Origin of the sequence: Streptomyces seoulensis (assembly GCF_022846655.1) — a bacterium.
Taxonomy (GTDB): Bacteria; Actinomycetota; Actinomycetes; order Streptomycetales; family Streptomycetaceae; genus Streptomyces.
The window spans coordinates 6100458-6115117 of sequence record NZ_AP025667.1; the positions used below are offsets into that span (position 1 = coordinate 6100458).

Consider the following 14660-nt stretch of genomic DNA (forward strand, 5'->3'; position numbering starts at 1 on the left):
GTGTAAGGAGTCGTCCCGTCATGACCGAGACCGTCGTCTCTCTGCACAAGAACCCCGAACCCCCCGCCGCCCCGAACCCGGTGACCACCCTGACCGTGGTCCCCGACCCCGCCCCGGCCAAGCCCGTCCCGCTGTGGCTGCGGTCCGGCAGCGCCATTCGTACCGCCGCCACGCACGACACCACCCGGACGGCCGCCCGCACGGTGGCCCGGCACGGCCTGTACGTGGCTGGCGGGGCCCGGATCGCGGCCAAGCGGGCGTGGGACGGCCGGACGGCCGCCCGCTACGAGCGCTACATGCGCACCGCCGAAGCCGCGGGGAACTTCGAGGCGGCGGCGGAGTGGGAGGAGCGCGGGCAGCGCTTCCGCGACGCCCGCCACCGCCGCCGCATGGACCTCCTTCACTCCCCGCTGGACGCCGCGAAGGGCGCCGCCGTCACCACCGGCATGGGCATCGGCGGACTCGTCCTCATCGGCGTCGCCATGGCCATGGCCACGGGCGACGCCACCGAGGTCGTCACCCCGCTCATGGCCGTGATCCGGTTCATCAACCTGATGGTCACCATCGTCCAGGTCGTCTGGGGGCCGTCCGTCTCGCTCGCCCCGTTCCTGGCGCTGCTGGCGCTGTGGGCGGTGGGCAGCAAGCAGCAGGCCGCCCCCGCGTGGGCGCTCCCGGACCGGATTCGCAACGGTGAGGGTGAGCCGATCACTCCGTCCATCGTGGTCAAGGCTCTGCGCGACCTCGGTGTCCCGGCGCTGCGCAAGGCCATCAAGGATATGGGGGATGCCGGGGCGTCGATGCTCGGGCCGATCACCATCGCCGGGTGCGGGGTCGAGGTCGACGTGACCCTGCCGTCCGGGGTGGCGACCAACGAGGTGCAGCAGCGCCGGCGGAAGCTCACGGAGAACCTGTCCCGGCATGAGCACGAGGTGTTCATCACCATCCCCGTCGCCGCCCGGACCGTGCGGCTGTGGGTGGCCGACTCGGGGGCGCTGGACGAGCCGATCGGTCCGTCTCCGCTGGTCACCGACGACACGATGACCGCCGACTACGCCAAGGGCCGTGCCCCCTGGGGGCAGGACCTGCGCGGGGACGCGGCGACGCTGAGCCTGTACCAGCGCCATCTCCTCATCACCGGCCTGTCGAACCAGGGCAAGACCGTCGCCCTGCGGTCGTTGGCGCTGTGGCTGGCGCTGGACAAGTCGGTGCAGTTCCTCATGGGCGACCTCAAGGGCGTGGGCGACTGGGCCATGTTCGAGGGCCTGGCCCACGTCCTGATCCAGGGGCCGACCGATGAGCACGTGATCCAGGTGACCGAGATGGTCGAGGGCGCGGTGGAGGAGATGAACCGCCGCATCCAGGCCCCGCCCGGCACGGTCTTCCCCGCCCTGATCGTGCTCGTGGACGAGGCGCAGGTGGCGTTCATGTGCCCGGTCAAGGACGAAGAGGGCCGCTACTACGGCGGCGCCAAGGCCACCTCCCGCTACTACATGGCCGTCCGCAAGATCCACAACCAGGGGCGGGCCGTCAACGTCCTGATGTGGCAGGGAACCCAGGACCCCACCAACGAGAACCTCCCCAAGCTGGTCCGCGAGGGCGCCCACACCCGCGCCTCCCTCGCGCTGGGCACCGAGTCGCAGGCCCGGATGGCACTCGGGGACAAGGCCGTCGACGGCGGCGCGGCGCCGAACCTGCTGCGCCCCGGTCTGGATCAGGGCACCCTCGTCGTCGCGTCGTCCGGCATCGACATCCCCAAGGGCCAGTCGTCCATCACCGTGCGCACCCACTACGTGGACGACGACGCGGCCGTGGCCCTCACCGACCGGGCCAAGGCCCTGCGCGACGGCGTCACCACCCTCACCCTGATCGAGCGTGGCGAGGACCGTGACCCGCTCGCGGACATCGCCGCCGTCATCGCGGACGCGCCCCGGCTGCGGACGCAGGACGTGATCAAGCGGCTCTCCGCTCTGGACGCGGACGCGTACGGGGACTGGTCGCCCGGCGACCTCACCCGCGTCCTGGACGGCACCGGCGCCGAGCCCTACAAGTCCGACGGCCGCATGGTCGTCGGCCGCGACCAGATCACCCGCGCCCTCGCCCACCGCGACGCCGACGATTCCGCTTCCGGCACCTGACGGCAGGGAGCCGAACCCTCACGGGTCAGGGAGGCAGGGAGAACTCCCTGACCGCCTCCCTGACCCGCCTCCCTTGTCCTGACCTGCACGAATGATCGTCCAGGGAGTCAGGGAGGCGCGCAGGTCAGCACCCCTGAACCCCCCTCCACAGCCACCCCGACAGGGGGTGGTCCCGCCTCCCTGACCGAGCACCGGAAGGGATTCCGCATGTACCCCCAGAACACCCCGCGCCCGCCCGCACAGCGGGCCGCCGAGGTCCACTGCCCCACCCCGCTCACCCCCGCCGTGGCCGTCCCGGCGCCGCTCGTGCCGGTGCAGCCGGCCACGGTCCCGACCGTGGCGAGCGTGGTCCTCCCGGACGGCCGGATCGTCACCGGCTACGCCGTTCCCAGCGCCCACCCCGAGCCGGTCACGGCCAAGCCGGTTGTGTCGCGGGCGGCGGTGAACGTCGCCCTCGGGGGCGTCGGGTTCCTCGCCGTGTGCGGCGGACTGCTGCTGCTCACCACCTTCATCACCGCCCTCACCGCGCTCATCACCCAGCTCATCACGCTGGCGGCGGTGCTGTTCGGCGGGTTCATCGCCGTTCAGGTCCTCACCGCCGGCCGCCACGGCGAGGGGACCACGGTGAGCATCCGCAAGGCCGTGATCAAGCGCAACCACTTCCACCGCTAGCAACGCCAAGGGCGACCCCCGCATCTCGCCAAAGAACTGGGGTCGCCCTTGCCCATCCAGCACGCTGACGACGAACTGGAGACCTCCAGCATGACCCATCTGCCCGTCGTGCCGCTTGAGGGCGGCAACATCAGCCTGTGCACCGGCTCCGCCGCCCTGGACCAGGCCGTGGAAGCCGTCACCGGCCTGGCCACGGTCGCGGTCGCCGAACGTGACCCGGCCGCCTCCCGGCTGCTGGCCGCCCGCCTGCCGCACGCGGTGAACCTCGGTGACATCACCGCCGTGGACTGGCCCGCCGTCGCCGCCGGCATGGCCCGCCCGGCGGCGGTGACCGCCGGTTTCCCCTGCCAGGACATCTCCAACGCCGGACCTCGGGGAGGAATCGCCGGTGACCGCTCGGGACTGTGGAAAACCGTCGCCCACGCCGTTCGCGTACTTCGACCCCGACTCGTCTTCCTGGAAAACGTCGCCGCCATCCGCTCCCGCGGGCTCGACGTCGTCGCCGCGGACCTGGCCGCGATCGGGTATGACGCACGCTGGATGTGCCTTCGAGCTGGAGACCCCGAGGTCGGAGCCTGCCACCGCCGCGACCGCTGGTTCGCCGTCGCGTATCCCGCTGCTGAAAACCCCCACCTCGCAACTCGGCAGGAACGGGGGACCGCAGCACCCCGACAAGCGCAAGGCGGGCGGGCACGGGCCCACGCTGGAGGACGAAGTGGTGTTCTTGCTGCCCCCGGCGAACCCCTGAGGCTGCTGCCCACCCCGGCCGCCGCCGACGGCACCGGCGGACCCGGCACCTCCCCGAAACGGCGGGGCGGGATGAACCTGCGCCCCGCCGTCACCCTGCTGCCCACCCCGGCCGCGCGGGACTGGAAGTCCGGCGCCTCCAACCTCATCGGCACCAACTCCCGCCCACTGAACGAGGTCGTGGTCAACCTGCTGCCCACGCCGAAGGCGTCGGACGGCCCGCACGGCGGCCCCAACCAGCGCGACACCGCCGGGAACTACTACCTCCCCGGCCAGGCCGTCCGCCTGGACGACCGGTGGGTGGCCACCAACGGCACCGACTACGGGCCCGCCATCCGCCGCTGGGAAACCGTCCTCGGGCGCCCGGCACCCGAGCCGACCGAGCCGGGCACCAAGGGCAACCACCGCCTGGCCCCCGCGTTCGTGGAATGGATGATGGGCGCCGAACCCGGATGGGTCACCGACCCGGAACTGGGCCTGTCCCGCTCCGACCAGCTCAAGATCCTCGGCAACGGCGTCGTCATCCACCAGGCCGCCCACGCCTACAACCTGCTCCTCGGCATGAACCAGGCCGCCCCCGGCGACACGGAGACGGCGGCATGAGCGAGCACCTGATGCACGCCGCCCTGGACGCCGCCGCACGCGGCTGGCACGTCTTCCCCCTGCGCCCCGGCGGAAAGCCCCCCGCCCTCCACGGCGAGAACTCCTGCGCCCGCACCGGCGAGTGCGCGTCCGGGCACGTGAAGTGGGAACAGCGCGCCACCACCGACCCCGACCGCATCCGCACCGCCTGGTCGCGGGCGCCGTTCAACGTCGGTATCGCGTGCGGTCCTTCCGGGCTGCTGGTGGTCGACCTTGACGTACCCAAGGACAAGAGCAGTTCGGACGCGCCTTACGGCGCGACGACCTTCCGAGCGCTCTGCGAGCGCGCCGGCCACGCCGTCCCCGACACCTACCGGGTACGGACCGCGAGCGGCGGCGAGCACCTCTACTTCACCGTCCGGGCCGGGGTACGCCTCGCCAACACCGCTGGGACCGTGGCCACTTCGGTCGATACTCGCGCGTGGGGCGGGTACGTCGTCGCCGTGGGCAGCATTACTCCCGCCGGACCCTACGAGGCGCTGTGCGGCCCCGAGGCGGTCGCACTGCCGTCGTGGCTCCAAGCCATCCTGCAACCCGCCCCCAGGGCTCCTCAGGCGCCCTCGGTGGCCGTGTCGGGGCATCCCCGCCGGTACGCGGACGTAGCGCTCACCACTGAGACTCGGAACGTCGCGTCGGCCCAACAGGGCTCCCGAGAGGGCACGTTGTTCCGGGCCGCACGCGCCCTGGGACGGTTCGTCGCATGGGGCGACCTCCCCCGGCACGTGGTCGAGCAGGCTCTTCAGGAGGCGGGGGAGGCGGCCGGACTGTCCGCGTCCCAGTGCCGCTCCACCCTCCGCAGCGCCCTGAACTGGTCCATCGCCCACAACCAGGCACGCCGGGCGGCGGCATGAGCCGCCACCCCCTCTCCCCCCGCCTGAAGAGCATCACCACCACCCCGACCGGGCCGCGCGCCGCCGAACCGGCCGCACCGCCTGCGGCTGTGGGCGACCCGGAAGGCGCCGCCCGAAGGGCGCCCGTACTGCTCCTTCACCACACGCCGCGCCCGACCGGCGACGACCCCACCCCCGACCGGCCCGGTCTGCGGATCTACGCCCCACCGCTCTACCGAGACCACTGGGACGGGGCCCGCTGGTCCAAGCGCGGGGCCGACACCCCCACCGCCGCCTACGCCTGCCACTGCGGGCAGACCCGCACGGCCAGGGGTGCCCACCAGGTGGCCGCTCTCGTTGCCGAGTACGACGCCCACAAGCCCAACTGCACCGGCACGCACGCCGCTTCGCCCGAGAGGAGGGCCGCCGCATGACCCCCACTCCCATTGATGGCGCCGCACTACTCGACGACGTGGAAGCCTTCCACCGCCGCTTCAACGTCTTCCCCAGCGAAGCCGCGTACGTGGCCGTGGCCTTGTGGGACGCTCACGCGCACTTGCTTGACTGCTTCGACTCCACCCCCCGCATCGCCTTCCTGTCCCCGGAACCGGGGTCGGGCAAGACGCGGGCGCTGGAGATCGTGGAAACGCTGGTCCCGCAGCCGATGACGGCCGTCAACGCGTCCGCCGCCGCGCTGTTCCGGTCCGTCTCCAGCGGTAACGGCAAGCCGACGATCCTGTTCGATGAGATCGACACCGTCTTCGGCCCCAAGGCCGGGGACAACGAGGAACTGCGCGGCTTCCTGAACGCCGGGCACCGCCGCACCGGAGTCACCTACCGGTGCATCGGGGACGGCGGACAGCAGACCGTCCAGGCGTTCCCGTCGTACTGCGCGGTCGCGGTCGCCGGACTCGGCTCCCTGCCCGACACGATCCTGAGCCGGTCGGTCATCATCCGCATGCGCCGCCGCGCACGCAACGAGACGGTCGAGCCGTTCAGGGCCCGCGTCCACGAAGCCGAGGGCCACAAGCTCCGTGACCGGCTGGCGGCATGGGCCGAACACGCCCGCGGGTTCGTCATGGGCGCCTGGCCCGAGATGCCCGACGGGGTCACCGACCGGCCGGCCGACGTGTGGGAGCCGCTGCTCGCCATCGCGGACGCGGTCGGCGGCACTTGGCCCGAGCGGGCCCGCGCCGCGTGCGTCACGCTCGTGACCGCCTCCCGCGCCAACGACAAGGGCAGCGTCGGCGTCAGGCTCCTCACCGACCTGCGCGACCACGTCATGACCGGCATCGACCGCCTGCCCACCGTCGCCATCCTGGACCGGCTCAACTCCATGGACGACGCCCCCTGGGCCGACATGGGCGGCAAGCCGCTCGACAACCGGCGCCTGTCCAAGATGCTCGCGGAGTACATGACGGCCGACAACGAGCCCATCGCCTCCCGCAACATCAAGACCGGAGCGAGCGTCCTCAAGGGCTACTACGCCGCCGACCTCTGGGACGCCTGGCAGCGCTACTGCCCCCCACCCCCGGAAAGTCCGCTACCTCCGCTACCCGGCACCGAAAACCCTGCCTGACCTGCACCAACGCGGTAGCGGCAAGCCCCGGAGCTTGCCGCTACCCATCCGCTACCGCCACCCCGTCCGCTACCACCGACAGCCCCTCTGACCTGCAAGGTAGCGGCGGTAGCGGAAGTAGCGGACTTCTGAGAGGGGCCCCACGGCCCAACACCCCGAAGGAGTCATCACCTTGGCCGGCACCAAGATGCTCAAGCTCCCCGAAGTCCTCACCGAGATCGGCATGAGCCGCGCCGCCTTCTACCGCATGCGCGCCCGCGGTCAGGCCCCGAAGCTCATCAAACTCCCGAACGGGCAGCTCCGCTGCCGTCGCACGGACCTCGACGCGTGGTGGTCGTCCTTCGAGGACATCGCCGCCTGACCGCCTCCCGCACACGAGATGAGAGGGGCCCGCTTCCAGCGGGCCCCTCTGGAGTCTGCATGCCACTGACCTACGACGTTCGCCTCTACTCCATCGAAGTCCGCAAGGACCGCCCCAAGCCCTATCGCCTGCGCTGGCTGGTCGGTGAGCGCAAGCACTCCAAGAGCTACACGCTCAAAGTGCAGGCCGAAGGCCGCCGCTCGGAACTGATGTCCGCCGTGCGCCGTGGCGACCAGTTCGACGAGGAAACGGGCCTGCCCGTCTCCGAGTTGCGCGCGAAGCAGGGTTCCGTCACCTGGTACGAGCACACCCGCACCTACATCGACCGCAAGTGGGCGCAGGCGCCGGCGAAGTCGCGAAAGAACTACGCCGACGCGCTGGCCACCATCACCCCCGCTCTCGTGAAAACGAAGGTGGGAATGCCGGATGCCTCTCTCCTTCGACGGGCGTTGTACGGGTGGGCGTACAACCGGAACCGCTGGGACGAGACCCCGCCGGATGACGTTGCCCGCGCCCTCGCATGGATCACCAAGCACTCAATGCCGGTGTCAGCACTGGAAGACCCGGCCACCGTCCGCTTGGCCCTGGACGCTCTGTCCTTGCGGCTGGACGGCAAGACGGCTTCCCCGCGCACCGCGAAGCGGAAGCGGGCATGCCTGAGCGACGTTCTCGGACTTGCCGTGGAAGAGAAGTACTTCATCCTTCCAATCAACCCGATCTCCACCGTCAAGTGGACCGCCCCGAAGTCCGTGGAGGAGGTGGACCCCGAGAGCGTCGCCAACCCGCGCCAGGTGCGCGCGCTGCTGGCCGGAGTCCGCGAGCAAGGGGCTCGCGGGCGACACCTGGAAGCGTTCTTCGGGTGCCTGTACTACGCGGCCATGCGACCCGCTGAAGCGACCGGACTCCGCGTGGGCCAGTGCCATCTCCCCGAAGCGGGATGGGGAACACTCACCCTGAGGCAGGGCATCGTGCGAGCTGGGCGCAGTTGGACCGACGACGGATCGGCTCACGAGACACGCCACCTGAAAGCCCGCGCCAAGAAGGACTCCCGTCCAGTGCCCATCCCGCCGCACTTCGTCCGCATGCTGCGGCAGCACATCGCCGCCGAAGGCACGGCGCCGGACGGCCGGCTGTTCAGGACGAACCGCAACGGCCCGCTTCAAGAGACCGGCTACGGGGAGGTGTGGGCAAAGGCCCGCAAGGACGTGCTGACCGAGGCAGAGACAGCCTCACTGCTCGCCCGCCGCCCTTACGACCTACGGCACGCCGGGGTCTCCTTCTGGCTCAGCTCCGGAGTGGACGCCATGGAGTGCGCCCGCCGAGCTGGGCACAGCATCGCGGTGCTGCACAAGGTGTACGCCAAGGTGCTCGACCAGACCCAGGAGCGTGCGAACAGCCGGATCGACGCGGCCCTCCGGGAGTGGAACGAGCCGGAGTGATCATGCTCTCCCCCGGGGGACACCTGGGGGACACGCACTGATTAGAGGTGGGATTCGGGCGAGACGGGGTGAGACACGTCCGCGCTCCGTCCACAACGAATCGAACGGGCACCGGAACGAAGAAACCCCCTCCGACCTGCCCTTGAGGCTGGTCGGAGGGGGTTTTCCCCAGTGTGGCGGCGCCAGGATTCGAACCTGGGAAGGCTGAGCCGGCAGATTTACAGTCTGCTCCCTTTGGCCGCTCGGGCACACCGCCGGGGGTTGATGTCAGGGGTTCCGCCTTGGCGGTGCTCCCTGGCAACGACGTAAACAATACCTGATGCGCGGGGGTGCTTCGCCACCCGGTTGATCGCCGTCCCGGAGGTCCCGGGGTAGCTAGGCTGGTGCGGATGCGGTCCGGCTGGATGCCGGGCTCGGCGGCCGGCGCCCCGGCGCACGGTCCGCACCCGTTCCGCCCCCGATGCAAGGAGCCACAGGACATGGCCGACTCCAGTTTCGACATCGTCTCGAAGGTCGAGCGGCAGGAGGTCGACAACGCCCTCAACCAGACCGCCAAGGAGATCTCGCAGCGCTACGACTTCAAGGGCGTGGGCGCCTCGATCTCGTGGTCCGGCGAGAAGATCCTCATGGAGGCGAACTCCGAGGACCGGGTCAAGGCCGTGCTGGACGTCTTCGAGTCCAAGCTGATCAAGCGTGGCATCTCCCTGAAGTCGCTGGACGCGGGCGAGCCCCAGCTTTCCGGCAAGGAGTACAAGATCTTCGCGTCCATCGAGGAGGGCATCTCCCAGGACAACGCCAAGAAGGTGGCGAAGATCATCCGTGACGAGGGCCCCAAGGGCGTCAAGGCCCAGGTCCAGGGCGAGGAGCTGCGCGTCAGCTCCAAGAGCCGCGACGACCTCCAGGCGATCATCGCGCTGCTCAAGGGCAAGGACTTCGACTTCGCGCTCCAGTTCGTGAACTACCGGTAGGTCCTCCGGTACGCGCACGACCGAGCACCCGCCCCGCCCCGGCTTCCCCGGCGGCGGGGCGCGCCATGTGCGATCGTTCCCGCATGAGCAGTGACTACGACCGTGTCCGCACCGGTATCGAGTTCATGACTGCCTACGTCTCCGGGGACGAGCTCCTGACGGAGTATCTGGAGGAGCGGCGGCAGGAGGACCCCGCGGCGACGGACACGCTGCTGGACGGTACGGCGGCCCTGTGCGCGGCGCTGCTGCACACGCTGGCCCGTACGACGCGGCGGTCCGAGCACGAGATCCTCCAGGAGCTGGCCCGGGGGACGCATCGCAGTGAGCGGCGTTCCGAGGACTGAGAGCCCGCTCAGTCGCGGGAGTTGCCGAAGACGACCCGGTACAGGATCAGCAGCACCAGCGAGCCGCCGATCGCCGCCGCCCACGTCGCGCCGTCGTAGAAGTGCTTGGAGACCGGGTGGTCCAGCCAGCGCGACGAGATCCAGCCGCCGATGAAGGCGCCCGCGACGCCGATCAGGGTCGTGCCGATGAAGCCGCCCGGGTCACGGCCCGGCAGCAGCAGCTTGGCGATGGCTCCGGCCAGCAGGCCGAGGATGATCCAACCGAGAATGCTCATGCCAGGAACCTGCCCTCCCGTACCGCGTCCGCACACCGGACCCCGTAAGAAGTCGGTGTGCCCTGTCCCCTCCTAGGACGCCGGGCGGGAAGGGTCCGGTTGCCGCCTCATACGCGCGTCCCGAACGGTTCGTCCGTGCGGACGATCTCGCGGCCCAGCGGGAGCAGGGAGACCGGGATCAGCTTGAAGTTGGCGACGCCGAACGGGATGCCGATGATCGTCAGGCACAGCGCGATGCCCGTGGTGATGTGGGCCAGGGCCAGCCACCACCCCGCCAGCACCAGCCACAGCACGTTGCCGACGCACGAGGGCGCGCCCGCGTCCCGGCGCTCGACGGTGGTGTACCCGAAGGGCCACAGGGCGTAGACGGCGATGCGGAAGGCGGCGATCCCGAAGGGGATGCCGATGATCGTGACGCACAGCAGCACGCCGGCGAGCAGGTAGCCGAGGAACAGCCAGAAGCCGCTCAGGACGAGCCAGATGATGTTCAGTAGGGTCTTCACCGGTTTCGACCTGCCATCTTCTCCAGTCGGGCGATCCGCTCGGCCATGGGCGGGTGCGTGGAGAACATCCGCGACAGTCCCTGGCCGGGCCGGAACGGGTTGGCGATCATCATGTGGCTCGCGGTCTCGATGCGCGGCTCCGGGGGCAGCGGGAGCTGCTTGGTGCCGCTCTCCAGCTTGCGCAGCGCCGCCGCGAGGGCCAGCGGGTCGCCGGTGAGCTGGGCGCCGGACGCGTCCGCCTCGTACTCCCTGGAGCGGCTGACGGCCATCTGGATCAGGGTGGCCGCGAGCGGGCCGAGGATCATGGTCAGCAGCATGCCGATCAGGCCCGGACCCTCGTCGTCGTCCGAGCGGCCGACCGGGATCAGCCACGCGAAGTTGACCAGGAACATGATCACCGAGGCGAGGGCGCCGGCCACGGACGAGATGAGGATGTCGCGGTTGTAGACATGGCTCAGCTCATGGCCGAGGACACCGCGCAGCTCGCGGGGGTCGAGCAGGCGGAGGATGCCCTCGGTGCAGCACACGGCCGCGTGGCGCGGGTTGCGGCCGGTGGCGAAGGCGTTGGGCGCCTCGGTGGGCGAGATGTACAGCCGGGGCATGGGCTGGCGGGCCTCGGTGGAGAGCTCGCGCACGATGCGGTACAGCTCGGGCGCCTCGAACTCGCTCACCGGCCGTGCCCGCATCGCGCGCAGGGCCAGCTTGTCGCTGTTCCAGTACGCGTACGCGTTGGTGCCCAGCGCCACCAGGACGGCGATGATCAGCCCGGTGCGGCCGAAGAAGCTGCCGATGACGATGATGATCGCCGACAGTGCCCCGAGGAGTACTGCGGTCCTGAGCCCGTTGTGCCGGCGGTGCACCCTAGCCCTCCAAGTCGTGCGGCGGGGGAACCCTTCGGTCCAGTGGACCCTCCCGCTCTGGTCAACGCCAGGCGACGGTGGCGAGTTCCCAGGTGGGCGCGGTGGCACGGACAGCCGTACGAGTGAGAGGGGCCTGCGGGGCCCCTCAGAAGAGGGTCGTGGCGGCGAAGCGCAGCACCAACTGGGGTGCGCCCGACAGGACCACGCCGACGGCGCCGGTGAGGGCGAGCGCGACGGTGAGGGGGGCGGGGACGCGGTGCCGTACGGGTTCGCCCTCGGGTACGCGGAACAGCAGGGCCGTCCACCGGAGGTAGTAGTACAGCGCGACGACGACGTTGACGGCCATGAGCACGGCGAGCCAGCCGAGTCCTGCGTCCACGGCCGCGGAGAACACCGTGACCTTGGCGAACAGCCCGATCACGCCGGGCGGGAGTCCGGCGAGGCAGAGCAGGAAGAAGGCCAGCAGGACGGCGGTGACGGGGTTGGTGGCGTACAGGCCCCGGTAGTCGCTGATCCGGTTGAGCCGCTTCGTACGGCCCACCAGGGCGGCCACCGCGAAGGCGCCGAGGTTCACGGCGGCGTACATCAGGGCGTAGGCGACGGTGGAGCCGATCGCCTTCTGGCCGTCCCTGGTGTACCCGGCGGCGGCGATCGGCACCAGGAGGTAGCCGGCCTGGCCGATGGAGGACCAGGCCAGCAGGCGTACGGCGCTGTACGCGCGCGTGGCGCTCTGCCGCAGGGCGCCCACGTTCCCCGCGGTCATGGTGAGCGCGGCCAGCACGGCCATGGCGGGGCCCCAGACGTCGGCGTACGACGGGAAAGCGATCACGGTGACGAGGATCAGGCCGGAGAAGCCGACCGCCTTGCCGACGACCGAGAGGTACGCGGCGACGGGCAGGGGCGCGCCCACGTAGGTCTCGGGGACCCAGAAGTGGAAGGGCACGGCGGCCGTCTTGAAGGCGAAGCCGATCAGGGTGAGGACCACACCGGTCTGCACGAGGGTGTGGAGCTGGCCGTCGGTCTGCGGGAGGCGCCGGGCGATCTCGGTGAGGTGCAGGGTGCCGGTGGCGGCGTAGACGAAGCTGATGCCCATCAGGCTGACGGCGGTTGCGGTGACCGAGGAGAGGAAGAACTTCAGGGCCGCCTCGGCCGAGCGTGCCTCGCCGTGCCGGATGCCGACGAGGGCGAAGGCGGGCAGGGAGGCGACCTCCAGGGCGACGATCAGGGTGGCCAGGTCGCGGGAGGCGGGCAGCAGGGCGGCGCCGGCCGCCGAGGAGAGCAGCAGGAACCAGAACTCCCCGGCCGGGACGCGCCGCCGGTCGTCCTGGACGCCGGTGACGGACAGCAGGGCCGCCAGCAGGGCGCCGCCGAGGACGAGGAACTGGATGACGACGGTGAAGTGGTCGGCGCTGTAGCTGCACGCGCGCGTGGAGCCGGTCAGGCAGAAGGTGACCCGGTCGCCGTCCAGCAGGGGCAGCAGCATGAGCGCGGCGGCGGCCAGGCCCGCGATGGAGAGCAGGCCGAGGAGCGGCTTGCGGCGCTCGGGCAGGAACAGGTCGGCGACGAGCACGGCGAGGGCCGTGACGGCCGCGATGACGGGCGGCGCGATGGCGAGCCAGTCGACGGACTGGACCAGCGTGTTCACCGCCGGTGCGGCCAGGTGCTCGACGGCGGGCCGGGCCGCCGTGGGGAGGGCGTGCCCGCTGACGGACTGGGCCAGGGCGCTCATCGGGTGCCTCCTGAGAGGAGCTGCTGCACGGCCGGGTCGCTGAGGCCGAGCAGGGCCCTGGGCCAGAGTCCGGCGAGGACGGTGAGGACGACGAGCGGGGTCCAGGCGGCGAACTCGTAACCGCGTACGTCGGCGAGTTCGGGCAGGTCCTGGTCCGGGTCGCCCATGCAGACGCGGCGGACCACGACCAGCAGGTACGCGGCGGTCAGCAGGGTGCCGAAGGCGCCGATCGCCAGGAAGACGAGGTAGGCGGCGCGGCTGAGGCCGGCGGCGGGCTGGAACGCGCCGAACAGGGCCAGCATCTCGCCCCAGAACCCGGCGAGTCCGGGCAGCCCGAGCGAGGCGACGGCGCCGAAGGCGAGCAGACCGCCCAGGCGCGGGGCCCGGCCGTAGAGGGCGCCGCCGCTGTGCGCGGCCAGGGTGTCGAGGTCGGTGCTGCCGGTGCGGTCCTTGAGGGCGCCGACCAGGAAGAACAGGAGGCCGGTGATGAGGCCGTGGGCGATGTTGGCGAACAGGGCGCCGTTGACGCCGGTCGGGGTCATGGTGGAGATGCCGAGCAGCACGAAGCCCATGTGGCCGACCGAGGAGTAGGCGATCAGCCGCTTCAGGTCGCCCTTCGCACCCCGCTTGGCGAGGGCGAGGCAGGCCAGGGACCCGTAGATGATGCCGACGACGGCGAACGCGGCGAGGTAGGGCGCGAAGACCCGGAAACCCTCGGGTGCGACGGGGAGCAGGATGCGGACGAACCCGTACGTGCCCATCTTCAGCAGGACGCCGGCCAGCAGCACCGAGCCGACGGTCGGGGCGGCGGTGTGGGCGTCCGGCAGCCAACTGTGCAGGGGCCACATCGGGGCCTTCACGGCGAGCCCGATCCCGATCGCCAGAACGGCGATGACCTGCACGGACGTGGTCAGCGACCGGCCGTTGTCAGTGGCGAGTGCCACCATGTCGAATGTGCCCGCTTTCGTCCCGATGAGGAGCAGGCCGAGCAGCATGACCACGGAGCCGAGCAGCGTGTACAGGATGAACTTCCACGCGGCGCGGGCCCGGCCCTCGCCGCCCCAGCGGGCGATGAGGAAGTACATCGGGATCAGCACGGTCTCGAAGGCGAGGAAGAAGAGGACGAGGTCGAGCACGGCGAAGGAGGCGAGGGTGCCGCCTTCGAGCAGCAGGACCAGGGCGGTGAACGCCTTCGGGGAGGGCCCCTTGGGCGGCTTGAAGTAGGAGTAGAGCGCGCAGAGGAAGGTCAGCAGCGCGGTCAGGAGGAGAAGGGGGAGGGAGATGCCGTCGATGCCGAGGTGGATGCGCACATGGAGTGCGGGAATCCAGCTCATGTCGGTCGTGGCCTGCATCTTCGAGGGGTGGTCGTGGTCGAAGCCGAGCGCGAGGACGATCGCGGCGATGAGGACCACGCCGGTCACGGTCACGCCGTGCCGGAGCACGGCCTGCTCGGGCGACTTGCCCTTCAGTCCGGGCGGGGCGGGCAGGAGGGCGGCGGCCGCGCCGAGGAGCGGCACGGCGACGACGAACGCCAGAAGGAACTGCATCACTGATTCGCTGATACCGATCACGCCCG

At 70.8% G+C, this 14660-nt stretch carries 15 protein-coding genes and 1 tRNA gene; 10 read left to right on the forward strand and 6 right to left on the reverse strand.

The features are described from left to right. Positions 1 to 20 precede the first annotated feature (20 nt). The 8 genes from HEK131_RS28035 (at position 21) to HEK131_RS28070 (ending at position 8405) form a co-directional block, all read left to right on the forward strand. Entirely contained in the window at positions 21 to 2135 is a 2115-nt protein-coding gene (locus HEK131_RS28035) for an FtsK/SpoIIIE domain-containing protein (RefSeq protein WP_244337578.1), read from the forward strand. Positions 2136 to 2342: 207 nt separating this feature from the next. Next, positions 2343 to 2807 (forward strand): hypothetical protein, encoded by a 465-nt coding sequence (locus HEK131_RS28040; RefSeq protein WP_244337580.1) that lies wholly within the window; start codon positions 2343 to 2345, stop codon positions 2805 to 2807. Between the two features lie 48 nt (positions 2808 to 2855). Next, the gene (locus tag HEK131_RS28045; RefSeq protein ID WP_244337582.1) at positions 2856 to 4157 is read left to right on the forward strand and encodes a DNA cytosine methyltransferase; all 1302 of its coding nucleotides are present in this window, start codon (positions 2856 to 2858) and stop codon (positions 4155 to 4157) included. Continuing rightward, a complete protein-coding gene (locus HEK131_RS28050; protein WP_244337584.1) occupies positions 4154 to 5047 on the forward strand; it encodes a bifunctional DNA primase/polymerase in 894 nt (297 codons plus the stop codon). The genes HEK131_RS28045 and HEK131_RS28050 overlap by 4 nt, the downstream gene beginning before the upstream one ends. Next, complete coding sequence (locus HEK131_RS28055) at positions 5044 to 5460, forward strand: hypothetical protein (protein ID WP_244337586.1); 417 nt, start codon at positions 5044 to 5046, stop codon at positions 5458 to 5460. Before HEK131_RS28050 ends, HEK131_RS28055 begins: the two co-directional genes overlap by 4 nt. Next, positions 5457 to 6605 (forward strand): DUF3631 domain-containing protein, encoded by a 1149-nt coding sequence (locus HEK131_RS28060; protein WP_244337588.1) that lies wholly within the window; start codon positions 5457 to 5459, stop codon positions 6603 to 6605. The genes HEK131_RS28055 and HEK131_RS28060 overlap by 4 nt, the downstream gene beginning before the upstream one ends. Before the next feature lie 172 nt (positions 6606 to 6777). After that, positions 6778 to 6966 (forward strand): helix-turn-helix transcriptional regulator, encoded by a 189-nt coding sequence (locus tag HEK131_RS28065; RefSeq protein ID WP_244337590.1) that lies wholly within the window; start codon positions 6778 to 6780, stop codon positions 6964 to 6966. Between the two features lie 59 nt (positions 6967 to 7025). After that, positions 7026 to 8405, forward strand: a complete 1380-nt coding sequence (locus HEK131_RS28070) for a tyrosine-type recombinase/integrase (RefSeq protein ID WP_244337592.1) — start codon at positions 7026 to 7028, stop codon at positions 8403 to 8405. Positions 8406 to 8579: 174 nt separating this feature from the next. On the opposite strand, the gene HEK131_RS28075 is transcribed toward HEK131_RS28070, so the two are convergent. Then, positions 8580 to 8661 (reverse strand) — tRNA-Tyr (locus tag HEK131_RS28075). A 223-nt stretch (positions 8662 to 8884) separates the two neighbouring features. Between HEK131_RS28075 and HEK131_RS28080 the strand changes: the two genes are divergently transcribed. Beyond that, on the forward strand, positions 8885 to 9373 hold the full coding sequence (locus tag HEK131_RS28080) for a YajQ family cyclic di-GMP-binding protein (protein WP_161146195.1): 489 nt from the start codon (positions 8885 to 8887) through the stop codon (positions 9371 to 9373). An 83-nt stretch (positions 9374 to 9456) separates the two neighbouring features. Next, positions 9457 to 9717 (forward strand): hypothetical protein, encoded by a 261-nt coding sequence (locus tag HEK131_RS28085; RefSeq protein WP_217461841.1) that lies wholly within the window; start codon positions 9457 to 9459, stop codon positions 9715 to 9717. An 8-nt stretch (positions 9718 to 9725) separates the two neighbouring features. On the opposite strand, the gene HEK131_RS28090 is transcribed toward HEK131_RS28085, so the two are convergent. The 5 genes from HEK131_RS28090 to HEK131_RS28110 form a co-directional block, all read right to left on the reverse strand. Further along, on the reverse strand, positions 9726 to 9992 hold the full coding sequence (locus tag HEK131_RS28090; RefSeq protein WP_217461840.1) for a GlsB/YeaQ/YmgE family stress response membrane protein: 267 nt from the start codon (positions 9990 to 9992) through the stop codon (positions 9726 to 9728). Positions 9993 to 10099: 107 nt separating this feature from the next. Next, entirely contained in the window at positions 10100 to 10495 is a 396-nt protein-coding gene (locus tag HEK131_RS28095) for a YccF domain-containing protein (protein WP_161146198.1), read from the reverse strand. Then, a complete protein-coding gene (gene htpX, locus HEK131_RS28100) occupies positions 10492 to 11355 on the reverse strand; it encodes a zinc metalloprotease HtpX (protein ID WP_244337594.1) in 864 nt (287 codons plus the stop codon). Before htpX ends, HEK131_RS28095 begins: the two co-directional genes overlap by 4 nt. Before the next feature lie 145 nt (positions 11356 to 11500). Beyond that, positions 11501 to 13000: an NADH-quinone oxidoreductase subunit N gene (locus HEK131_RS28105; protein ID WP_244452165.1), complete on the reverse strand. Its 1500-nt coding sequence runs from the start codon at positions 12998 to 13000 to the stop codon at positions 11501 to 11503. An 80-nt stretch (positions 13001 to 13080) separates the two neighbouring features. Continuing rightward, positions 13081 to 14655 carry a complex I subunit 4 family protein gene (locus HEK131_RS28110; protein WP_244337596.1) on the reverse strand — a complete coding sequence of 525 codons (1575 nt, stop codon included), beginning with the start codon at positions 14653 to 14655 and terminating at the stop codon, positions 13081 to 13083. Positions 14656 to 14660: the final 5 nt, after the last annotated feature.